Genomic DNA, 21,845 nt, shown 5'->3' with positions numbered 1-21,845 from the left:
AAACACTGCTCGATCATGCTCGCACGCCAGTAAAGGCGCGGATGTGGGAGGTGGGCACTGGACCTGATTTACCCAACTTCAGGCTTGTAAAAAATACCGCTTCTTTACAACAACTTGACCGGAATCAAGTCTGCTTACCTAGATAACGGCTGCCTAGGCAGGAACTTTAGGGCTTTTTTGAAAAATATTTAAAAAGACCTAGATTCTTTTTGAACGGTTTACCACCGTTCATGTACTCGTTCACGGCAGCGCCTGGCAAAACTTTAGGGTGATTTGAAAATATTTTTGAAAATCGTGCATTTTTTTGCTGCAGCACGATAGAGAGACACTTCGCGTCCCCGTCTGTGACGGAAATTGCGCTTTTTGGCGGGGATTTGTTACACTGCCTGCTCCAAAACAATACTTTAAGCCTCAAGCAATATAGTACTATTGAGACAAGTATCAACCTGAAAGCCACCATGATTTCTCGACATGACTGCAGCGCGCGCGACCTCGATGATCCCCTGGCGTCCTTGCGCCAGCAGTTCGATTTGCCGCAAGGCGTGATTTACCTCGATGGCAATTCCCTGGGCGCACGACCGAAAGCGGCCCTGGCACGCGCCCAGCATGTCATCACGGCCGAATGGGGCAATGACCTGATCCGCAGCTGGAATACGGCTGGCTGGTTCGACTTGCCCAAGCGCCTGGGCGACCGCCTGGCACCGCTGCTGGGCGCTGACTGCGGCGAAGTGGTGATCACCGACACCACCTCCGTCAACCTGTTCAAGGCGCTGGCCGCAGCCCTGCAGATGCAGGCCACCACCCCCGCCCATGCCGCGCGCAGGATCATCGTCAGCGAACGCAGCAACTTCCCCACCGACCTGTACATGGCACAAGGCCTGGCCGCCTGGCTCGATCGCGGCTACCAACTGCGCCTGGTCGACAGCCCCGAGGAACTGACGCAGGCCATCGATGCCGATTGTGCCGTCGCCATGCTCACGCACGTCAATTACCGTACCGGCTACCAGCACGACATGGCCTTTGTCAGCAGCCATTGCCACGCGCAAGGCGCGCTGGCGCTGTGGGACCTGGCCCATTCGGCTGGCGCCGTCCCGCTGGACCTGAACGGCGCTGGCGCCGATCTGGCCGTCGGCTGCACCTATAAGTACCTGAATGGCGGCCCCGGCTCGCCAGCCTTCATCTGGGTGCCGGCTAAGCATCAGGCGCGCTTCCATCAGCCGCTGTCCGGCTGGTGGGGCCACACCACGCCGTTCGCCATGGACCCGCTCTTTGTTCCCGCCGACGGCATCGCCCGCGCCCTGTGCGGCACCCAGCCCATCGTCTCGCTGGCATTGATCGAATGTGGCCTGGAGATCTTTGCGCAAACGAGCATGGAGGCAATCCGCCGCAAGTCGCTGGCACTGACGGATCTGTTCATCGCGCTGGTAGAACAGCGCTGCAGCAGCCATCCGCTAGGCCTCGTCACGCCGCGCGAGCATGCTCGGCGCGGCAGCCACGTCAGCTTCACGCACCCGCACGGCTATGCCGTAATGCAGGCGCTGATCGCGCGCGGCGTGATCGGCGACTACCGCGAGCCAGCCATCATGCGCTTCGGCTTCACCCCTCTCTACACCAGCTTTGCCGAAGTATGGGATGCAGTGGAAATCCTGCGCGACATCCTCGACACACTAGCGTACGACATCGCCGCCAAGCGCGACGCAGTGACCTGAACCTTCCCATGAGCGACGACAAGACTATGAACCAGGAAAACACCAGCGGCTGCCCCATGCATGCGGGCGGCCAGGACGCGCAGTGGCATGGCGCGCAGATGGATTTCAGCGAATCGATGAGCTACGGTAACTACCTGGCGCTGGATCGCATCCTGACGGCCCAGCATCCGCTCTCGCCGAATCACAACGAGATGCTGTTCATCGTGCAGCACCAGAGCAGCGAATTGTGGATGAAGCTGATGCTGCACGAAATGCATGCCGTACGCGCCAACCTGCAAAGCGGCGACCTGGCGCCCGCCTTCAAGATGCTGGCCCGCGTGGCGCGCATCATGGACCAGTTGGTGCATGCCTGGGACGTGCTGGCCACCATGACGCCGCCCGAATATACGGCCATCCGTCCCTACCTGGGCGCCTCGTCCGGCTTTCAGTCCTTCCAGTACCGCGAAATCGAATTCATTTTAGGAAACAAGAACTCGGCCCTGCTGAATGTACATACGACGGCGCCCGATACCTACAAAGTACTCGATACCGCCCTGCGCTCGCCATCCGTCTACGATGAAGCCATCAAGCTGCTGGCGCGCAGCGGCCTGCCCATTGCCCCCGAGCGCCTGGACGCCGACTGGACCTTGCCGACCGCCGCCGACGCCTCGGTAAAAGCGGCCTGGCTGGAAGTCTACCGCGACCCGTCGAAACACTGGGCCTTGTACGAGCTGGCAGAAAAACTGGTGGATCTGGAAACGGCCTTCCGTTTCTGGCGCTTCCGCCATGTGACAACGGTGGAGCGCATCATCGGCTTCAAGACGGGCACGGGCGGCACGGCCGGGGTGAGCTATTTGCGCAAGATGCTCGACGTCGTGTTGTTCCCCGAGCTCTTCGCCCTTCGCACGGAGCTCTGATCGCAAGAGGAGAACTGATGCCGGCCATGGCTCCTGGCGCGGCATCGAGGCGCTGCTGGCCGCTGGCGCGCCGGCCACCTTGAAGAACCCGATTCTAGCGACGGGCAACAGGCAGCACGACGAAAAGGCCGGCCTTGACTGGTATCAGCGACCGGCCGCCAGCTTGTGCTGCCACAGCGCCACGTCGATCATCACGCCATCGACGCCCGTGTTACGGATATACACGCGATAGCTGCCCTGCCCCATATCACCATCCAGATAGGCGGTGCGCTCGTTGCGCTGCAGCCTGGCACCCTTGGCCAACTGGCGGTAACGCGCCACCACCGCGTCGAAACTGGCGTAGCTGCGCAGCGCCACTTCCAGGTCACGCGGCGGGCGGCCTTCTGCATGGTCCAGCACATTGTTCTGTTTCTTGCCCTTGAGCGTCAGCGGATAGGCAAATACGCCAGCGCCGGCCGACGTCAGCACCGTGGATTTATCGAGCAGCAGCGGCAAGAGCGCGGGCGGATAGGCAGGCGGCAACTGGGCGCGGTTCCAGCCTGGCAGGGCCGGCTGCGCCAGCACATATTCGACGCTGGCGATCTTCTGCCCATCGACGCCCGCTTCCTTGTCGCCCGCGATCAGCGCCAGCATGGGCGGCAATTGCCGGGCCCAGGCCAGCAAAGGCGCCGCTTCGCCAACCAGCATGCCTTTGCGGTGGAACACCGTCAGTACCGCATTCGGATCGGGGTTGCAGACTTTCGCCAGCGGCTGGCCCTCCAGGTGGCAATGCCCGTTGACCAGGCCAAAGGCAATGATGACACCACGCTTGTCGAGCAGCATGGCGCCCCGTTCACGGCCCTGCTGGCGGTCATTCATCGACGCCAGCAACTGGCGCCCGTCAGCCAGCGCGGTGCGCGTGGCGTCGCGCTTTTCGCTGATCGCTTCCAGCGCCTGCACCAATAGCAGTTCGTCGTCTTCCGTGTAGCTGCCGCGCGCGTAACCGAAGAAATCGAACAGGGCCGCGCGCACCTGCGCATCGTCGCTCAGGCGCGGCAAGGGACCGCCAGCAGCGAGGAAAGACAGGCTTTTCCCGGCCGGCGACGAGGGTGCCGCCATGGCGCGGGCAGGCTGGGCAAGAACACAGGCCGCTGCCAGCAAGGCGCCACCCAAGCTGCGGCAATTGGAAAAGGTGATATGCATGATTCTGTCTGTCGGGGATTTGGCCGCTATGACGGCCACGCATGAGGCGGCGACGATTCTAGCATGGCGCCAGCGCCCATGCGGTGCCGCTGGCGGCCGCAGCTTTGATCGCGGACCCGTCAGCCCGGCAGGCGCCTGCCAAGGCGCGCGCTGGCCAGCACCGCCAGCGAGCTCAAGCCACCAGAGAGCACGCTGAAGTAAATGGCCCGCAGCGGATGCTGGGGCAGCAAGTACGCGAGCACGGCCGCACCCAGCAAGGCGCACAGCAGCGGTTTCAGCCTGCCGGGCGGCAGCAGCGCCAGCAGCAGATTCGTGCCCGCATACATGTAAAACACCAGCAGCAAGGCACGGCTACCGGCCACGCCGCGCGAACCGAGGCTGCCGAACAGCTGCGTGTACAGGAAAAACCCCAGCCAGCTCAACACAATAAACAGCAGACAGCCGAGCGCATGCGCGCCCAGGCCCGCCATCAAGCGCATTTTCATGCTGCTCCTTAAAGAAAAAGCCGGCCCTTTCACGCAGAAAGGGCCGGCTTGCTGACGCTGACAATAAGACGATTACTTCGCCGTATTGAGCAGCAATTCGTTCAGGCGCTTGACGAAACTGGCCGGATCGGCCAGCGAGCCACCTTCGGCCAGCATAGCCTGGTCGAACAGGATGTTGGCCCAGTCGCCGAACTTGCCGCCTTGCGCGTCTTCGTACTTCAAACGCGTCACCAGCGGGTGGTTCGGGTTAATTTCCAGAATCGGCTTCGATTCCGGCGCACTCTGGCCAGCAGCTTTGAGCATGCGCAGCAGGTTACCCGACAATTCGTTTTCATCGGCCACCAGGCAGGCTGGCGAATCGGTCAGGCGGAACGTCACGCGCACGTCCTTGGCCTTGTCGGCCAGCACGGTCTTCATCTTGCCCACCAGGTCGGCGTACGAAGTTTCCGTTTCTTCGTGCTCTTTCTTTTCCGCTTCGTCTTCCAGCGCGCCCAAGTCGAGGCCACCTTTTGCCACGGAGACCAGTTCCTTGCCTTCGAAATCTTGCAGGAAGGACAGCATCCATTCATCGACGCGGTCCGTCAGCAGCAGCACTTCGACACCCTTCTTGCGGAAGATTTCCAGGTGCGGGCTGTTTTTGGCAGCGGCGTAATTGTCGGCCGTGACGTAATAAATCTTGTCCTGGCCTTCCTTCATGCGTGCCACGTAGTCGGCGAACGCGGTGATTTGCCCATCGCTGTCGTTGCCGGTAGAAGCAAAGCGCAGCAGCTTGGCCAGACGTTCCTTGTTGGCAGCATCTTCGCCGATGCCTTCTTTCAGCACCTGGCCGAATTCCTTCCAGAAGACGGCGTACTTGTCTTTCTTGTCCTGCTCGTCCGCATTTGCCAATTCTTCCAGCATGCCCAGCACACGCTTGGTCGAGCCTTCGCGGATCACCTTGACGTCGCGCGATTCCTGCAAGATTTCACGCGATACGTTCAGCGGCAGGTCGGCCGAGTCGATCACCCCGCGCACGAAGCGCAGGTAGGTCGGCATCAGTTGCTCGGCATCGTCCATGATGAAGACGCGCTTGACGTACAGCTTGATGCCGCCACGCTTGTTGCGGTCCCACATGTCGAACGGCGCCTTGGCCGGGATGTACAGCAGCTGCGTGTATTCGCTACGCCCTTCCACGCGGTTGTGCGTGTGACTCAAAGGCGACTGGAAGTCGTGCGAGACGTGCTTGTAGAATTCGTCGTACTGTTCCGGCGTGATGTCGGCCTTGTTGCGGGCCCACAGGGCGCTGGCCTGGTTGACGGTTTCGAATTCGTCTTTCAGGACGGTTTCTTTTTTCTCTTCGTCCCACTCTTCCTTCTGCATCACGATCGGCAGCGAGATATGGTCCGAGTATTTGCGGATGATGGACTTGATCTTCCAGCTCGACAGCAATTCATCCTCATCCTCGCGCAGGTGCAAGATGATATCCGTGCCGCGCGATGGCTTGTCGATGTTCTCGATGCTGTAGTCGCCTTCGCCGGCCGACTCCCAGCGCACGCCCTCAAGAGCGTCCGCGCCGGCACGGCGCGTTTCGACGGTGATCTTGTCGGCGACGATGAAGCCCGAGTAGAAGCCCACGCCGAACTGGCCGATCAGGGCCGCGTCCTGCTGCTGGTCACCCGACAGCTTGCCGAAGAATTCCTTGGTGCCCGACTTGGCGATGGTGCCCAGGTGCGAGATCGCCTCGTCACGGGTCATGCCGATGCCGTTGTCGGAAATGGTGATGGTGCGCGCATCCTTGTCGAAGCTGACCTTGATCTTCAATTCGTGATCGTTGCCATACAGGGCGTCGTTATCGATCGCTTCAAAGCGCAATTTATCGGCCGCGTCGGACGCGTTCGAGATCAATTCGCGCAAGAAGATTTCCTTGTTCGAGTACAGGGAATGGATCATCAGGTGCAGCATTTGCTTCACTTCGGTCTGAAAACCCAGGGTTTGCTTTTCGGAGACAGCCATTTTTACCTCATAGTCTTGTGGCGTGGATGGAAAGGTTTTCTTTCAATTGGGGATGCTGCAAGCGATTTCAAGAGCCCTGCCAAATGTACCGCAATGCCGCGCCATGTCCCGCCTAAGCCAGTACGCGGGCAAAAAATGCCCAAATGCGCGGGTCCTGCACGGTCGCCAGGTTCAGGCGCATGCGGGTCGACGGTAACTGGCGCGGCGAAAACAGGCTGCCGGGCGCCAGCACCAGCCCTTCGGCCAGCGCCTTTTCGGCCAGCACATTCGTGTCGCAGCCCGCGTCAGCCCACACAAACATGCCCGCCGATGCCGGATCGAAGCGCAAGCCCGCCTGCTCGGCCTTGCGGTACGTGCCCTCGCGCACCTTGTCGAGCCGCGCGCGCAGGCGCTCGGCATGCTTGCGGTACAGTCCCTGCGAGACAATTTTATACACCACGCGCTCGCCGATGTCACTGGTGGTGAGCGTAGCGAGCATCTTGCGGTCGGCCAGGCGCTGCGCCCGCTCCTTTGATGTGGCGATGAAGCCCACGCGCAGGTTCGCCGCCAGGCTCTTCGAAAAGCCGCCCAGGTAAATCACGCGGCGCAGTTGGTCCAGCGCGGCCAGGCGCGTGGCCGGCTGCACCGCGCCGCCCGGGTGCATATCGCAATAGATATCATCCTCGACGAGCAGGAAATCGTGCTGCTCGGCCAGGCGCAGCACCTGGAAAGCCTTGGCTGCCGACAGCGACGTCGAGCTGGGGTTGTGCAGCACCGAGTTGATCACATAGAGCTTAGGGCGGTGCAAGGCCGCCAGTTCGGCCAGCACGGCGATATCGGGGCCGTCACCCAGGCGGGCAATGCCGATGACGTTGATACCCATGGCGGCAAAGGCGCCAAACATCAGCCAATACGCGGGATCGTCGACGAAAATGGTTTCACCGGGACGGACGAACTCGCGCGCCACCAGGTCCAGCGCCTGCATCACCCCCACCGTCGTGACGATCTGCTCGGGCGGACAGGCGATTTCCAGCCCCGCCAGTTTCAGTTGCAACTGCTGGCGCAGCGGCAGGAAACCCTGCGGCGCGCCATACCCCAGCAGCAAGTTGCCGGGCTGGCGGCTGACGTCGCGTAAAGCGCGCGCCACCAGGTCGCCGTCAAGCCACTCGGCGGGCAGCATGCCGGAGCCAGGCGCGGGGATGGCGGGCGCCTGGCGAAACATATTTCGGATCAGCCAGACCACATCCATCGTCTGCGCCGCCGCATCCTGCGCGCCATCTGATGGCGCCGGCGCGTTCAGCGGCAAGCGCTCGCGCACGAAAAAGCCGGCGCCGCGCCGCGATTCGAGGTAGCCGCGCGCCACCAGCTTGTCGTAGCTGGCCACGACCGTGGCGCACGATACACTCAAGCTGGCGGCGCACCGGCGGATCGAGGGCATGCGCGCGCCGTCGCGCAGCAGCTTGTCGTCGATGCGTGCAGCCAGTGAACGCACGATCTGGTCGATCAGCGTTTCGCCCGAGGCGCGCGACAGCAAGGGGAGAGGCGGCGATGCAGGTGCATTGCTCATATGACCATGACAGTGTGTGAAATTATGTGCGAAAGTGTATTTGTACTGTATCGCTATTGAGCTCTAGGATAACAGCATTGGGCGCCTTCATTCAGCCCGCCGATAGACCCACGCCACCGGTACCAGGACAGCCATGCCATCGCACGCCACCACCTCCCCCAGCCACCTCCTGCGCCTAGCCGCAGACCGCAAGGGCCTGTTACTGGGATTGACAGCCGTCGCCATCTTCAGTCTCACCCTCCCCTTTACGCGCATGGCGGTGACCGAACTCGACCCCACTTTTGTCGCCCTGGGCCGTGCCCTGGTCGCTGCCGCCCTGGCTGGCCTGTGGCTATGGCAGCAGCGGGCAGCGTGGCCGCGGCGCGAACAATGGCTACCACTGGCGCTCGTATCGCTGGGCTGCGTGCTGGGCTTCCCTTGGCTGACGTCGATCGCCATGCGCAGCCTGCCCGCCTCGCACGGCGCCGTGCTGGTGGGCATTTTGCCGCTTGCCACCGCCGTGTTTGCCGTGCTGCGCGGCAAGGAGCGCCCTTCTCCGGGATTCTGGCTGATGGCCCTGCTGGGCACGGCGCTGGTGGTGGCGTTCGCACTGCGCCAGGGTGGCGGCAGCTTCCACCAGGCCGACTGGCTGATCTTTGCCGCCGTGCTGCTAGCGGCGCTCGGCTATGCCGAAGGGGGGCGCCTGGCGCAAGTCATGCCGGGCCAGCATGTCATTTCCTGGGCGCTGCTGCTGGCCGCACCCCTCGTGCTGCCCGTGGTGCTATGGAACGCCTGGCCACAGCGCGCGCTGATGGCGCAGGCCAGCGCTGCGGCCTGGCTGGGCTTTGCATACATTTCCGTCTTTTCCATGTTTATCGGCTTCTTTTTCTGGTACCGGGGCATGGCGCTGGGGAGCGTGGCGCGCGTGGGACAGACGCAACTGCTACAGCCTTTTCTTACGCTACTGGGCGCGGCCGTGCTGCTCAATGAGCCACTGACAGGCGCAAGCCTGCTGTTTGCCGGCGCCGTGATCGCCGTGGTGGCCATCGGACGCAAGCTGAAATAGGCCAGCTTGACGCCCGTTTGCAACGCCCGTGCGCGTACGGATGGGCAGAGCGGCGTGCAAGCCGTACAATAAGGCGGCACCATGGCGACGCCTACCCGGCGCCGCTTGCGCACGCACCGCCACAAGCGGGCCAAAAAAACCAGCCGGCGCAGCTCGGCATCTTCTGTGAGACTCGTATGAAAATTGAAAATCCGAATCCGATCCAATGGCGCTTTGCAGAACGCGCGGAACAGCTGCAAAGCTCGTTCATCCGCGAAATCCTGAAGATCACGCAGCGTCCCGAGATCATTTCATTTGCCGGCGGCCTGCCCTCGCCAGCCACCTTCCCCGTGGAAGAAATGAAAACCGCTTTCGACAAGGTCCTGTCGAACAACGGCAAGGTGGCCCTGCAATACGGTCCCACCGATGGCTATCTGCCGCTGCGCCAGTGGATCGCCGACTCGCTCTGCGCCCAGGGCAGCAGCATCTTGCCCGAACAAGTGTTGATGACCTCCGGTTCGCAGCAGGCGCTGGACTTGCTGGGCAAGGTACTGATCGATGAAGGCAGCCGCGTACTGGTGGAAACCCCCAGCTATCTGGGCGCACTGCAGGCGTTTTCCGTCTATCGTCCCGAATTCGTTTCCGTCGATACCGATGACGAGGGGCTGGTGCCGTCGTCGGTCGACCCTGTCGCCGATGGCGCACGCCTGCTGTACGCGCTGCCGAACTTCCAGAACCCCACGGGCCGCAGCCTGTCGGTGGCGCGCCGCGTGGAACTGGTGGAGACCTGCGCCCGCCACGGCCTGCCGCTGATCGAGGACGATCCGTACGGCGCCCTCAGCTACAGCGGCGAGCCGTATCCGAAGATGATCAATATGAATCCGGACGGCGTAATCTACATGGGTTCATTTTCCAAGGTGCTCACGCCAGGCATCCGCCTCGGCTACGTGGTGGCGCCGATGCCGCTGGTGCGCCGCCTGGAACTGGCCAAGCAGGCGGCCGACCTGCACACGTCGCAGTTGACGCAAATGGTCGTGCATGAAGTGATCAAGGATGGCTTCCTGGAGCGGCATATCCCCAGCATCCGCAGCTTGTACGGCAAGCAATGCCAAGCCATGCTGTCGGCACTGGAAGAGCACTTCCCGGCCGGCGTCACATGGACGAAACCGGAAGGCGGCATGTTCATCTGGGTCACTTTGCCGAAACACATCGACGCCATGAAACTGCTCGATGAAGCCATCGCCAACAAGGTCGCCTTCGTGCCAGGCGCGCCGTTCTATGCCAACACGCCGGAAACGCACACCCTGCGTCTGTCCTTCGTGACGGTGCCGCCGGAACGCATCGTCGAAGGTATCGCCATCCTGGGCAAACTGATCGCCGCAAAAATGTAGTGCCATTGTCCACGCCCCGCCTGCTGCGGGGCGTGTCTTGCTACCCCTTCCGAGCCAACGACTCAGCATCTTTCTCACGCAAAAGCCATCTTCACAACAGCAACTTCGTGTATCTATTTTCAAAAAATTCACACAAGTATTGCTTTAAGCTCTACGGCAACAACGATTTTTAACCCAAAAAATTGGCGAAGCGGTATGATTTGAGCACCGCATCAAATTTGAATCGGCTCAGCTTTTGACTATACATGCACAGGTGCCCGAGGTGCGGCCAAGGCCGCACCTCGGGCACTACTTTGTTCGCCGCCGCACGTGGCGGCCAAGGCGTGCAGGACTTCGGCATCACCGAAAGTACAGCAAATGCTGGCATCGCAGAGTACATCCAAGAAGGCCGGCAGCAATGAGTACAGGTAGTGTGGGGCATTCCCAGCGGCGCGAAGCCGCTATTTTGATAGTCGATGATGCGCCAGCCAACCTTGAGCTGCTGCGCAAGCTGATGACTGAACAGGGCTATCAAACCTATGTCGCCACGTCCGGCGAACGGGCGCTGGAGATCGCCCAGCGCGCCCATCCCGACCTGATCCTGCTCGACGTGCTGATGCCGGACATGGATGGCATCGAAACTTGCCGCCGTCTCAAGCAGCACCCGCTGACGCAGCGCATTCCCGTCATCTTCATGAGTGCCAGGACGGAAACGCAAGACGTGGTGGCCGGTTTCGACTGCGGTGCCGTCGACTACATCAGCAAGCCGCTGCGCATGGCCGAAGTGTGCGCGCGCGTGCGCGCCCATTTGCACATCCGCAACAACAATGAAAACCAGCAGGAACAGGCCGAGCGCCTGCGCACCATCGTCAACAATATGGCTGAAGGCTTGCTGATCATCGAGGCGGACGGGCGCATCCAGTACACCAATCCGGCCTGCGATCAGTACCTGGGCTATAGCGAAAACGAATTGGCTGGGCGCTCGATTGCCGAACTGCTCAGCCCTCTGGTGACGCAGGAATACCTCGATTACTTCGCCATGTACGCGGCCAATCCGGAAACGGCGCACAACCACGGCACGCGCGAAGTGGCAATCCGTCACCGTAGTGGCGCGTCGCTCAGCATGGACCTGACGCTGACCCCCATGTATCTGCGCCAACCGCTGTACATCGGCCTGCTGCACGACATCACACACCACAAACAGTCGGAAGACGCCTTGCAACGCGCCGCCTATCTGGACCCGCTGACAAAAATCGCCAACCGCCGGCATTTCGACAGCTTCCTGGAAAAAGAGTGGCAGCGCGCCGTGCGCGGCGGCGGCGCCCTGTCGCTCGTGGTGCTCGACGTCGACCACTTCAAGCTGTACAACGACAGCCTGGGTCACCCAGCCGGCGACATCTGCCTGCAACAGGTGGCGCAAGCCATCGCCTCGCATGCGGCCCGCCCGGGCGACTTGGCAGCCCGCTACGGCGGCGAGGAATTCGTCATGCTGTGTGCCGACACGGACGCCGACAGCGCACTGCTGCTGGCCGAAGCCATCCGCACGAACATCGAAGCACTGCAACTGGCGCACCCGCGCTCCATCACCTCGCCGTGGATCACCGTCAGTATTGGCGTGGCGAGCATCCACCCGCACCAGCTCGATGATCGCGAAGCGCTGTTCGTCGCCGCTGACCGCGCCCTGTACGCGGCCAAGGAAGGCGGCCGCAACCAGGTACGCACCACGCATTCAGGCAGCGCGGCCTGGGAAACGGTCAAGGCACTGGTGCTGCGTTGAAGTTTGAAGTTGGAAGTTCAACGGAACATGCAACGGACCGGAAGTAGGCCAAAGTTACAAAAAAGGCACCCTGGGCCCTAATGCCGTTCAGTTAGTGTGTTAGTGACGCTATTTTTAGCCCAAGAACCAGGACAGGGGTCGGTCACTTCGTGATCGGAATGTGCTCCATTGAAGCACATTCCCCCGGCGGGTCCGACCCAGCTCTTTGCCTCTGGGGTTAGCGAATTTACTGGCGCTCATCAATCACGCCAAAACCCTTAACTGAACGGCATTGCACCCCGGGCCCGCGTCTTCGGCCCGCTGTTCCTGACATTAATCAAAACTTACGCGATACGCTCAACTTCGCATTGCGCCCCACGCCGGTGACCGCCTCGCTCAGATACGGCATATAGTTGCGGTTAAAGACGTTATCGACCGTCAGGCGCAATTGCGTGCCGTGCCAGATACCCTGCCCGCCATCCCAGGAAGCGAACAGCGTATGGAGCGCATAGCCTTTCGATGGCGGCAGACGGTAGACATTCCCCAGCGGCAGGACGCGGTCCTGCTTCGCCACGAAACGGCCCTGCCAACCGATACTGGCCCCAAGGTCGGGCATGCGCCAGCCCACACCTGCCATCAATTTATTCGGCGCGATGGTCGACACGGGTTCGTCATGACCCCAGGGGTCGCGCTGGGATCCGGTGCGCGTGCCGCGCTGCTTCGACAACGAAGCGCTGGCAAACAGGCGCGGCGCGTTGTAGTAGGACTCGAGCTCCACGCCCTGCGTGTGGAAACCGGCCAGATTACGCTGGGTGGAAAGGGCTGGCGGCAACATGCCCGAGCCAGGCACATAGCCTTCGATCAGGATGCCCAGGCGCGGGCCGATATTGTCGCTGACGCGATTCTGGTACGCCGTCAGGCGCAGCTGCACGTCGTCGCGCTCCATGAACACGTTCTGCCGGTGCAGCATGAAGCCCGTGCGCACGGCCGTCACACGTTCGACGGCCAGGTTGCGGCTGGTGCCCGGTGTCGATGAACCGAGCTTGGACGACACATAATATTCATTCGAATACATCTCGTCTATCGTCGGCGCACGCCAGGTGCGGCTCACATCGCCGAACAGCGCCACGCTGCTCGACGCCTTCCAGAACAGGCCCAGGCGGGGCGACCAGTCCGCGTGCACCTTTTCGCTGAAGTCGTGACCAGCCGCCGCCAGCGCGCTGTTGTAGCGCGGCGCCTTGTTCGGCACGCCCCCGGAAACAACCCGGTCATGACGCAGCGCCGCCGTTAGCGTCAGGTCGCCATACGTCATCGCATCCTGCAGATACAGGCCCGTGGTTTCCTGGCGCCCGGCCGGCATATAGTAAGGCTGAAAGTAGCCGTAGTTGTAGCTGGGATCCTTCAGCGCCGTCGACGATGGGTAATACATCAGGGTGTCGCGCACGTTCTTGTGCCATTGCAGGCCCATGAGCAGCACGTGCGAAATGGCGCCCGTCGTCAACACGCTTTCATTGCGCAGCTCCGCAATGCGGTCCACGTACGAGGCCCAGCTCTCGTTGCCCAAGGATCCCAGGTAAGAGCCCAGCGAAGCCGATGGCAGGCGCTTGTCATGTTGCTCCGTGTGCGAATAACCGACGCTGGCCGTCAGCTTGATCCATCGATTATCCTGCGGCGCGTACTGCCACTTCACGGCATATGTATCGTCGTCCTGGTCGCGATATACGGCCTTGCGCTGCCACGCCTCGTCCAGTCCATACTTCCTGATCTCCGCCTCGGTCGGCGTGGGCACGTCTTCCCCCATGGCGGCGAACGGGCCCCAGCCCGCGCTACCGCTCTGCATGGCCGTCAGGGTCAGCAGCTGTTCCGGCGTCAGGCGGATATTCAGCTTCGCCAGGCTCGATGGCGCGTCGATGGCGGAAAAGCGGAATGGCTTGCCATCGGGTTTGCGCAAATCGTCGGACTTGCGCTGCGTGGTGAAGGCCATCGCATCGTAGCGGCCGTCTTCCGTGCGGCCATAAACGGCCACGGTGGCGTCGTTTTCCCCGTTATTGGAGTGGCGCGAGTACTTGAGCATGGCGCCCACTTTCTCGCCGCCTTCCAGCAAGTCTTGCGCGTCCTTGGTCTCGACCGTGATGACACCACCGAAGCCGCCATTGCCATACAAGCTCGTATGCGCGCCCTTGTTCACCTCGATCTGCTTGATCAGCTCCGGCTCGATGAAAATGGAACCCTGGCGGTATTTTCGAAACCCTTGGGCACGCCGTCGAGGATGACTTTCACGTCCTGCACTTTATTGAAGCCCCAGATATTGAGGCTCTGGCCGCTGGGACGGGCCGTGCCGGCCAGGTCTACGCCGGGCAAGGTATCGAGCAAGGACGCGACATTGTCCGCCTGCTGGCGTTCGATATCGGCGCTGTTGATATACGAACGGCCCGCCGTGCCGGCGCTGATGGCGTCGCCAAATACGCTGATGGCGGGCATCGACACCTCATCGGCCTGGTCGGCCATCGCTGCCGCCCGCGCATGGCCCTGCGCGCCGCCCAATGCCAGCGCCAGCGCGGCGGCCAGCGGGGTCCATCCTTGCAGCGGGGTCCGTCCTTGTTTACTGCTACTCTTCATCGCTATCCTTGCCTGGTTTTCATACTGATGGAATGAAAAAATGCTGGGGCAGAGGAAGACTGTGCACGATCAAGCGGTGGCGTTGAAGCAAGCGTGGCGGCGCGACTCTGCCCGCACGGACGCGCCGCTGGCGCATGGCCGGCGGCGCACTGCAATCACTGGAATAAGTTGCCTTAGTGAAATGCAAAACACATCATATATTAGATGCGAATGATTCGCAATACGGTGTCATGCGTTTTATTCCGGATAGCCGGTGATATCGGCGATTTCGCGGTACAAGGGCTGCAGCCGCGCATACATCTTGCGATACACGCGCCGGTACAGCTGTTCGTAGATTTTGCAGTGCTCGGGATGCGGCTGGAATAACTTGCCCCTGCGCGTCATGGCTTGCACGGCGGCGGGGAAATCCGCATGCCAGCCCAGGCCCACGCTCGCGGCGATGGCCGCGCCCAGGCCCGAACTTTCATACACATGGGCGCGCGCAGCGGGCAAGCCGAAGATGTCGGCCGTCAGCTGCATGGCCGCGTCGCTTTGCGAGCCGCCGCCTGCGATGCGCAGCTCCGTAATGGCAATGCCGCTGCGCCGCTCGATGCGCTCCTTGCCTTCGCGCAGCGCATACGCAAGCCCTTCGAGGATGGCGCGGTACATATGCGCGCGCGTATGCACATCGCCAAAACCGATCATGGCGCCCTTCGCTTCCGGGCCAGGCACCTTGATGCCGGGACTCCAGTACGGCTGCAGCATCAGGCCCATGGAACCGGGCGGCACGGCCTCGACCAGGCGCTCGAACAGCGCCTCGGCAGAGCAGCCCGTGCCATCTTCGGCGGCGGCCGCCCGTTCGCGGTCGCCGAACTGCTCCTTGAACCAGTTGACCATCCAGTAGCCACGAAAAATCTGCACTTCCGTGCTGTAGGCGCCCGGCATGGCGGCCGGATACGGCGGAATAAAGCGCGTCACTTCCACGTAGTTGCGGTTGGTCGTGTTGATGGTGGCCGTGGTGCCGTAGCTGAGGCACGCCACATGCGGCTCGACGCAGCCGGCGCCCAACACTTCGCAAGCCTTGTCGGCGGCCGCCGCCAGCAAGGGCGTGCCTTGCAAGATGCCCGTCGCCGCAGCCGCCGCAGCCGTGATGGCACCCATGCGCGTGCCCGGCGTCACCAGCTCCGGCAGCATGGAGCGCTCGATCGCCAGTGCCTGCCACTTCCAGTCGAAGCGCCCGGCCCAGGTGTGGCGCTTGTAGTCGAACGGGATGTAAGCCACCTGGGAACCCGTCGAATCGGCATAACGTCCGCAGAGGCGGTGGTTCAAGAAGCCCGACAGCAGCAGGAATTTATGCGTGCGGCGCCAGATGTCAGGCTGGTGCGCGCTAATCCAGTTGATCTCGGCCTCGCGGCGGAAATACGTGATCGTACCCTCGAGGCGCGTGACGCGAAAAGCGGCGCGCCACCACGGCGCCAGCGGCGGAATCTGGCGCGTGCAGCGCTGATCGAGCCAAGTGATGGCGGGGCGCAGGGGGACGCCATGCTCATCGACATTGACCACCGTACCGCGCTGCGTGGTCACCGCCACGCCGACCACCGAGGACTTGGCTATGGCCGTGCTGCGCCACAGTTGCTGGCACGCTTCGCAGACGGCTTGCCAGTAGCCTTCGGCATCATGCTCGGCCCAGCCGGGATGCTCGGAATAATATGCTTCCAGGAACACCTGCGCCTTGGCCGCCAGGTTGCCGTCCCTGTCAAACAGCAGCGCGCGCACGCTTTGCGTGCCATTGTCGATGGCAAGAATGTAAGCTGCCCGGTCCGATACGCTCGCCATGGATTCAGCGCGCAACGTCGAGCGCGACTCGATACCAGCCGACGTCGACGCGGTCGCCATTCGCGCAGGTGATGTGCAGCAGGTCTTCGCCCAGTTCCTCGACGAGGGCGGCCACGGGCTGGCGCAACAGGATGGTCTCGATGATACTCTCCTCTTTTATATTTTTATGATCGCTTCAGTTGCTTTGCGGCACGCTGTAATGACTGCGCCACAGGGCCAGGTAGCGCGCCTGCTCCGCGTCCCAGCGCGCATCGTCCCAGCCCAATTCATGCTGGCAGATGGCACGCAGGCGCGTCATGATAGCAAGCGCGCCGCCGGCCAGCTGCACACCGAGGCGCGTGCGCCGCAGCAGCAGATCGTCCAGGTGCTGCACGTTCTCATTGCGCGCGCCCCAGCGCAGCTGCGCCCAGAGCGTCTGCGTGCCGGCAATTTGCGCCAATTCGCCCTCGTGCGACGCATCGCACAGGGCCTGCGCGGCCGCGCCATAACGCCCGAGCAGACGCGCGCGCTGCTCGCCATCGAGCAGCAAAGCCTTGCCCGACAAGGGCGGCGTTGCGTCAAAAATTGGCAATGGGCGCAGATCCGCCTGCCAGCCTGGCAACAGCGGCGCGGCGCGGCGCAATGCGTCAAGGGCGATCACACGAAACGTCGTCAGCTTGCCGCCCGCCACCGTCAACAAGCCATGCTCCAGCCATAGCGCATGTTCGCGCGCCTCCTTCGACGGGTCAAGCTGGCCGCTATCGATGACGGGACGCACGCCGGCATACGTGGCCAGCACGTCGTCTTCGCCCAGCGCCAACTGCGGAAACTGCCAGCGCAGCGCCACCAGCAGGTAGTCGAGTTCGCCGCGCGTGATGGCAGGCTCCAGGTCGAGGCTGGCGTCATGGTCGACATCGGTGGTGCCCACCAGGGTCACGCCCTCCCACGGATAGGCGAAGACGGGGCGGCCATCGCGCGGGTGCATCAGGCTGACCGCTTGCGCCAGCGGCAGGCGCCAGGCAGGCAGCAGCAAATGGCTACCGCGCAGCGGCCGCAGCTTCGGCTTTTCTCCCACCTGGCCGCGCAAGCGGTCGGCCCAGGCGCCCGTGGCGCTGATCACCAGGCGCGCGCGCGCCGTCAATGTTGCGGCGCCGATGCCATCGTTCAAAACGCCCCCCACGACCCTGCCATCTTCACGCAGCAGCGATTCCACGCCCAGATAATTGACAGCCACGCCGCCATGGCGGCGCGCTTCCTGCAGCACGCGCAGCACCAGGCGCGCGTCGTCCGTCTTGGCGTCCTGGTACAGCATGCCACCGCGCAGTCCTTCGCGCTGGACATGCGGCGCCAGCATGGAAAAATCGGTCGCATCGACATAGCGGCGCGCCCGCTGCCCCGCCATCACGTCATAGATGGCCAGGCCCAGCATGAACTGGCGCCGTCCCGGTTTCCTGCCCGCGTAGTCGCCAAAGGCGAAGCCCTGCGGCTCGACCAATCCGGCCGCGTCGGCCAGCAAGGCTTGCCGTTCATGCACCGACTCGCGCGTCATCGCGAACTGCCCCTGCTTGAGGTAACGCAAGCCGCCATGCACCAGCTTCGAGGAGCGGCTCGACGTGCCCCAGGCGAAATCGCGCTGCTCGACCAGCAGCGCCTTCAGGCCGCGCCGCGATGCTTCCAGCAAGATGCCAGCGCCGGTGATGCCGCCGCCGACGATCAGCACATCCCAGTGGCGCGCCAGGACGCCAGGCAAATCGTCGCGGTTCACGGCGCACCCGCCACTTCGGGCAGCAGTTTACCGGGGTTCATCATGCCCTGCGGGTCAAACTGATGCAGCAATGCGCGCATGGCGGCGATGCCCAGTGGGCCCTTTTCGGCAGCCAGCCACGGCGCATGATCGCTACCCACGCCGTGCTGGTGGCTGATGGTGCCGCCGTTGGCCACGATGGCAGCGCAGGCCGCCTCTTTCAGGCTGCGCCAGCGCGCCATGTTTTCTTCATACGTGGGCGCCAGCCGGTACACATACGTGGTGTAGACGCTGGCGCCCTGCGCATACACATGCGACAGATGCGTGTAGGCGTGCACCTGCTCGCCATGCGCGGCCAGCGCCCTGGTGCCGGCCTGCTCCAGCGCTGCCATCATGGGCGTGACGCGGGGCCAGTCGACGGCAGTTTCCACCGTGTCGATGACATAGCCGTGCTCCCAGGCGCCATTGCGCAGGTAGACGTTGCGAAAGCGACCCTGCTTCCACTTGTCGCCCATGTGCCGCCCCACATGCACGCCCTTGTGCCGCCGCGCCAGCGCCAGGGCGTCGCGCAGGGCCGCGCGCGCCGGTTTTGCGTCTCCGCTGACGCCCACCATCAGCATGCACTTGCCTTGCGCGCAGCCGCGCAGGGACAGGTAGCGCTCCAGCAGTGCCACCAGTTTCTTGTGGCCGGCCAGGGTCAGCATGGTTTGCGTCTCGAGCGCGTTCGACAGGCGCAGCATGCATAAAGGCAGACGCGACTGGGCCAATGCCCGCACGGCCGCCTGCGCCTGGCCCCAATCGGCGAAAAACACGGCATGGAATGCTTCATGGGGCGGCAGCGGTGAGATGCGCACGGTAGCTTGCGTCAGGATGCCCAGGCGCCCTTCGGAACCGAGCACCATTTCGCGCAGGTCGATGCCGGCCGCCGAGGCGGGAAAGGTGGGAATCGTCAAAGTGCCGGATGGCGTTTCTACTTCACCGCCCGCGAACAGCTGCTCGATGCGGCCATAGCGCAGCGATTGCTGGCCCGACGAACGCGTGGCGATCCAGCCACCCAGGGTGGAATATTCGAACGACTGCGGATAGTGGCCCAGGGTATAACCCTGCGCGCGCAGCTGCGCTTCCAGGTCGGGGCCGTAGACGCCGGCGCCGAAAGTGGCCAACTGCGCTTCGCGGTCCAGATGGCCCAGCGCGCACAGGCGCACGAGGCTCAACGACAGCACGGGGCGCGCGCCCGCAGCCACCGTCAGGTGCCCGGCCACGCTGGTGCCGCCGCCGTGGGGTATCACCGCCACACCGGCATGGTGCGCATACGCGAGCAGCTGGCGCACCTGCAGCGCACTGTCGGGAAAGGCCACGCCATCGGGTACCGCGCCGATGCGGCCGTGGCGCAGCTTGAACCAGTCGGGCAGACTTTGGCCGAGCGCATGACGCACGCGCGTGGCAGGCTTGGTATCGATCAGCGGATGCGGCGCCAGACGCGAGGCGGGAACTGCCGCACAGACGGCGTCAAATGTGGCATCGTGCATGCCGCTACCCGGCCCCAGGCGCTCGCCCAACAAAGCCAGCGCCGCCGCGCTCAACGCAAACGTGACGCTCTCGTCACCCCAGCCATTCCAGCGTTGCATCGAAATCCCCTGTAGTTGGCCAGTTGCACGCCACGGCGGCTTGCTATACTGTGCTTGCCTGATTTTCTTGCTAGATGAATAGCATATGCCGCCAGAGACGAAAGATATTGGTTTTTCATGACAATTGCATTGTTGCATCATGCCAGGCACTGACAGCGACCACGCGCAAGGGCGGGTCGCGGGCGCCTATCTGCAGCCGCTGCTGGAAGCGGCCGGCGCGCACGGCATCGCTGCCGCCACCCTGGCGCAGGCGGCAGGCATAGCGCCGCACAGCCTGGAAGCGTCAACGGCCAGCCTGGCCGCACGCGACTACGTGCGCCTGCTCGATGCAGGCGCACAACTGGCGGGCGACGCGCATTTTGGCCTGCACGTGGGCCAGCGCGTACGCATGGGTACCTATAGCGCGTATGGCTTGATTTTGCTCAGTTGCAAAAATATGGGCCAAGCGCTGGAACAGACGGCGCGCTATGAACGGCTGGCGCACGACCTGGGCCGCTCGACCCTGCAGCGCGATGGCGCCGTCGCGCATTACGGCTGGAGCAGTCACTATCCGGGCGCCAGCCGGCACTTGGTCGACAGCGTCTTTGCCGGTGTCAAAGTGTGCGGCGACTGGCTGGCGGGCATACCCCTGCCGCCGGCCCGACTGGCGTTCACCCACGATGGCGGCGGCGACTTGCTGCGCTGCGCCACGCACCGCGACGAATATGTGCGCGTGCTGGGCAGCCTGCCCGCGTTTGGCGCCAGCACGAACACGGCCAGCTTCGAGGCGCAATTGCTGGACTGGCCCGTGCCGAACGCCGACGTCAGCCTGTACCCCGTGCTGTGCCAGCACGCGGAGCAGTTGCTGGCACAGCGCCAGGCCACAGCAGAAAGTAGCGGCGCCATCGAGGCGCAAGTACATGCCGCCATCGTGGCGGGCTTGCGCCAGGGTTCGGCGCGCCTGGCCAGCGTTGCCGCCATGCTGGCCGTCACGCCGCGCACCCTGCAGCGCAAGTTGGCCGACGCGGGCACCAGTTTCCAGGCCTTGCTGGACCAGACCCGTTATAGCCTGGCGCGTGATTATTTGCGCACGCCGGACCTGTCGCTGGTCGACATCGCCTTTCTGCTCGGCTACCAGGAACAAAGCGCGTTCAACCACGCGTTCCGCGTCTGGGCGGGCACCAATCCCGGCGCCTGGCGCCTGCATCAATTGCAGGCGAGACAAGCCCGATTCTAGGCATGGGCGCGCCGTGCCCGGCGCATTTTCTGGCTATACTGGCATGCTCTGACTTCCCACGATCACTCCAACCCGCAATGCAAAGGATTAATATGCAACTCAAAGACAAAGTCGCACTGATTACCGGCGCCGCCAGTGGTATCGGCAAGGAAATAGCCATTGAATATGCAAAACAAGGGGCCAAGGTGGTCATCGCCGACCTGGCGCTGGAAGCGGCCAGCAAGACGGCCGAGGAAATCAAGCAATCGGGCGGCCAGGCGTTTGCCGTGGCCATGGACGTTTCCAGCGAAGCACAGGTCGAGCAGGGCGTGGCGGACGCCGCAGCCCACTTCGGCGGCATCGATATCCTGATCAGCAATGCGGGCATCCAGATTATCAGCCCCGTTGTCGACTACCCGTTCGATCAGTGGAAAAAAATGCTGGCCATCCACATGGACGGCGCCTTCCTCACCACGCGCGCCTGCATGCGCGAAATGATCAAGGCCGGCCGCGGCGGCGCCATCATCTACATGGGCTCCGTGCACTCGCACGAAGGTTCGCTCTTCAAGAGCGCCTACGTTGCCGCCAAGCATGGCTTGCTGGGCCTGGCCAAGGTGGTGGCCAAGGAAGGTGCGAAAGATGGCATCCGCGCCAACGTCATCTGCCCCGGCTTCGTGCGCACGCCGCTGGTCGACAAGCAAATCCCGGAACAGGCAGCCCAGTTGAACATCAGCGAAGAAGACGTGATCAAGAAAATCATGCTGAAAGACACGATTGACGGCGAATTCACCACCACCGAGGATGTGGCGCAAACAGCCGTCTTCCTGGCAGCCTTCCCATCGACGGCGCTAAGCGGCCAGTCCATCGTCGTCAGCCACGGCTGGCACATGCAATAGTGCCAACTG

The 21,845-nt window shown here is 63.0% G+C and carries 16 protein-coding genes; 7 read left to right on the top strand and 9 right to left on the bottom strand.

The features are described 5' to 3' along the window. Window positions 1-458 precede the first annotated feature (458 nt). Together kynU and kynA are read left to right on the top strand one after the other, a co-directional pair. On the top strand, window positions 459-1,709 hold the full coding sequence (gene kynU, locus H4V96_RS07020) for a kynureninase (protein ID WP_010396647.1): 1,251 nt from the start codon (window positions 459-461) through the stop codon (window positions 1,707-1,709). Window positions 1,710-1,735: 26 nt separating this feature from the next. Further along, on the top strand, window positions 1,736-2,605 hold the full coding sequence (kynA, locus tag H4V96_RS07015) for a tryptophan 2,3-dioxygenase (protein ID WP_050855893.1): 870 nt from the start codon (window positions 1,736-1,738) through the stop codon (window positions 2,603-2,605). A gap of 144 nt (window positions 2,606-2,749) precedes the next feature. On the opposite strand, the gene H4V96_RS07010 is transcribed toward kynA, so the two are convergent. The 4 genes from H4V96_RS07010 to H4V96_RS06995 all read right to left on the bottom strand — a co-directional run bounded on the left by H4V96_RS07010 (window position 2,750) and on the right by H4V96_RS06995 (window position 7,810). After that, a complete protein-coding gene (locus H4V96_RS07010) occupies window positions 2,750-3,787 on the bottom strand; it encodes a hypothetical protein (RefSeq protein WP_280720820.1) in 1,038 nt (345 codons plus the stop codon). 119 nt (window positions 3,788-3,906) lie between these two features. Next, window positions 3,907-4,272 (bottom strand): hypothetical protein, encoded by a 366-nt coding sequence (locus tag H4V96_RS07005; protein ID WP_010396639.1) that lies wholly within the window; start codon window positions 4,270-4,272, stop codon window positions 3,907-3,909. Between the two features lie 72 nt (window positions 4,273-4,344). Continuing rightward, a complete protein-coding gene (gene htpG, locus H4V96_RS07000) occupies window positions 4,345-6,264 on the bottom strand; it encodes a molecular chaperone HtpG (RefSeq protein WP_010396637.1) in 1,920 nt (639 codons plus the stop codon). 112 nt (window positions 6,265-6,376) lie between these two features. After that, entirely contained in the window at window positions 6,377-7,810 is a 1,434-nt protein-coding gene (locus H4V96_RS06995; protein ID WP_196856613.1) for a PLP-dependent aminotransferase family protein, read from the bottom strand. Between the two features lie 133 nt (window positions 7,811-7,943). On the opposite strand from H4V96_RS06995, the gene H4V96_RS06990 reads away from it, so the two are divergent. The 3 genes from H4V96_RS06990 to H4V96_RS06980 all read left to right on the top strand — a co-directional run bounded on the left by H4V96_RS06990 (window position 7,944) and on the right by H4V96_RS06980 (window position 11,981). After that, window positions 7,944-8,855, top strand: a complete 912-nt coding sequence (locus H4V96_RS06990; RefSeq protein ID WP_196856612.1) for a DMT family transporter — start codon at window positions 7,944-7,946, stop codon at window positions 8,853-8,855. A gap of 176 nt (window positions 8,856-9,031) precedes the next feature. Further along, the gene (locus H4V96_RS06985) at window positions 9,032-10,225 is read left to right on the top strand and encodes a PLP-dependent aminotransferase family protein (RefSeq protein ID WP_010396631.1); all 1,194 of its coding nucleotides are present in this window, start codon (window positions 9,032-9,034) and stop codon (window positions 10,223-10,225) included. A 397-nt stretch (window positions 10,226-10,622) separates the two neighbouring features. After that, on the top strand, window positions 10,623-11,981 hold the full coding sequence (locus tag H4V96_RS06980) for a diguanylate cyclase (RefSeq protein ID WP_196856611.1): 1,359 nt from the start codon (window positions 10,623-10,625) through the stop codon (window positions 11,979-11,981). A 316-nt stretch (window positions 11,982-12,297) separates the two neighbouring features. On the opposite strand, the gene H4V96_RS06975 is transcribed toward H4V96_RS06980, so the two are convergent. The 5 genes from H4V96_RS06975 to H4V96_RS06955 form a co-directional block, all read right to left on the bottom strand. Next, a complete protein-coding gene (locus H4V96_RS06975; RefSeq protein WP_280721178.1) occupies window positions 12,298-14,154 on the bottom strand; it encodes a TonB-dependent receptor in 1,857 nt (618 codons plus the stop codon). 8 nt (window positions 14,155-14,162) lie between these two features. Next, window positions 14,163-14,579, bottom strand: coding sequence for a Plug domain-containing protein (locus H4V96_RS06970; protein ID WP_196856610.1), 417 nt, complete (start codon window positions 14,577-14,579; stop codon window positions 14,163-14,165). 237 nt (window positions 14,580-14,816) lie between these two features. Beyond that, complete coding sequence (locus tag H4V96_RS06965; protein WP_196856609.1) at window positions 14,817-16,394, bottom strand: FGGY-family carbohydrate kinase; 1,578 nt, start codon at window positions 16,392-16,394, stop codon at window positions 14,817-14,819. 175 nt (window positions 16,395-16,569) lie between these two features. After that, the gene (locus H4V96_RS06960; protein ID WP_196856608.1) at window positions 16,570-18,138 is read right to left on the bottom strand and encodes a glycerol-3-phosphate dehydrogenase/oxidase; all 1,569 of its coding nucleotides are present in this window, start codon (window positions 18,136-18,138) and stop codon (window positions 16,570-16,572) included. Beyond that, a complete protein-coding gene (locus H4V96_RS06955; protein ID WP_010396620.1) occupies window positions 18,135-19,745 on the bottom strand; it encodes an FAD-binding oxidoreductase in 1,611 nt (536 codons plus the stop codon). Before H4V96_RS06955 ends, H4V96_RS06960 begins: the two co-directional genes overlap by 4 nt. A gap of 139 nt (window positions 19,746-19,884) precedes the next feature. Between H4V96_RS06955 and H4V96_RS06950 the strand changes: the two genes are divergently transcribed. After that, window positions 19,885-20,961, top strand: coding sequence for an AraC family transcriptional regulator (locus tag H4V96_RS06950; RefSeq protein WP_196856607.1), 1,077 nt, complete (start codon window positions 19,885-19,887; stop codon window positions 20,959-20,961). 92 nt (window positions 20,962-21,053) lie between these two features. After that, window positions 21,054-21,836 (top strand): 3-hydroxybutyrate dehydrogenase, encoded by a 783-nt coding sequence (locus H4V96_RS06945; protein WP_010396615.1) that lies wholly within the window; start codon window positions 21,054-21,056, stop codon window positions 21,834-21,836. The last annotated feature ends 9 nt before the right edge of the window (window positions 21,837-21,845 follow it).

It is taken from the genome of Janthinobacterium sp. CG_23.4 (genome assembly GCF_029892305.1).
In the GTDB taxonomy this organism is placed as follows: Bacteria; Pseudomonadota; Gammaproteobacteria; order Burkholderiales; family Burkholderiaceae_D; genus Janthinobacterium; species Janthinobacterium lividum_D.
Note: the sequence above shows the minus strand (reverse complement) of the source record. Positions and strands in the feature narration are given on the sequence as shown.

Bases quoted from the DNA above. Each gene is read 5' to 3' on its own strand.
- kynU (WP_010396647.1), top strand. From the start codon at position 459: ATGATTTCTCGACATGACTGCAGCGCGCGCGACCTCGATGATCCCCTG.
- kynA (WP_050855893.1), top strand. From the start codon at position 1,736: ATGAACCAGGAAAACACCAGCGGCTGCCCCATGCATGCGGGCGGCCAG.
- H4V96_RS07010 (WP_280720820.1), bottom strand. From the start codon at position 3,787: ATGCATATCACCTTTTCCAATTGCCGCAGCTTGGGTGGCGCCTTGCTG.
- H4V96_RS07005 (WP_010396639.1), bottom strand. From the start codon at position 4,272: ATGAAAATGCGCTTGATGGCGGGCCTGGGCGCGCATGCGCTCGGCTGT.
- htpG (WP_010396637.1), bottom strand. From the start codon at position 6,264: ATGGCTGTCTCCGAAAAGCAAACCCTGGGTTTTCAGACCGAAGTGAAG.
- H4V96_RS06995 (WP_196856613.1), bottom strand. From the start codon at position 7,810: ATGAGCAATGCACCTGCATCGCCGCCTCTCCCCTTGCTGTCGCGCGCC.
- H4V96_RS06990 (WP_196856612.1), top strand. From the start codon at position 7,944: ATGCCATCGCACGCCACCACCTCCCCCAGCCACCTCCTGCGCCTAGCC.
- H4V96_RS06985 (WP_010396631.1), top strand. From the start codon at position 9,032: ATGAAAATTGAAAATCCGAATCCGATCCAATGGCGCTTTGCAGAACGC.
- H4V96_RS06980 (WP_196856611.1), top strand. From the start codon at position 10,623: ATGAGTACAGGTAGTGTGGGGCATTCCCAGCGGCGCGAAGCCGCTATT.
- H4V96_RS06970 (WP_196856610.1), bottom strand. From the start codon at position 14,579: ATGAAGAGTAGCAGTAAACAAGGACGGACCCCGCTGCAAGGATGGACC.
- H4V96_RS06965 (WP_196856609.1), bottom strand. From the start codon at position 16,394: ATGGCGAGCGTATCGGACCGGGCAGCTTACATTCTTGCCATCGACAAT.
- H4V96_RS06955 (WP_010396620.1), bottom strand. From the start codon at position 19,745: ATGCAACGCTGGAATGGCTGGGGTGACGAGAGCGTCACGTTTGCGTTG.
- H4V96_RS06950 (WP_196856607.1), top strand. From the start codon at position 19,885: ATGCCAGGCACTGACAGCGACCACGCGCAAGGGCGGGTCGCGGGCGCC.
- H4V96_RS06945 (WP_010396615.1), top strand. From the start codon at position 21,054: ATGCAACTCAAAGACAAAGTCGCACTGATTACCGGCGCCGCCAGTGGT.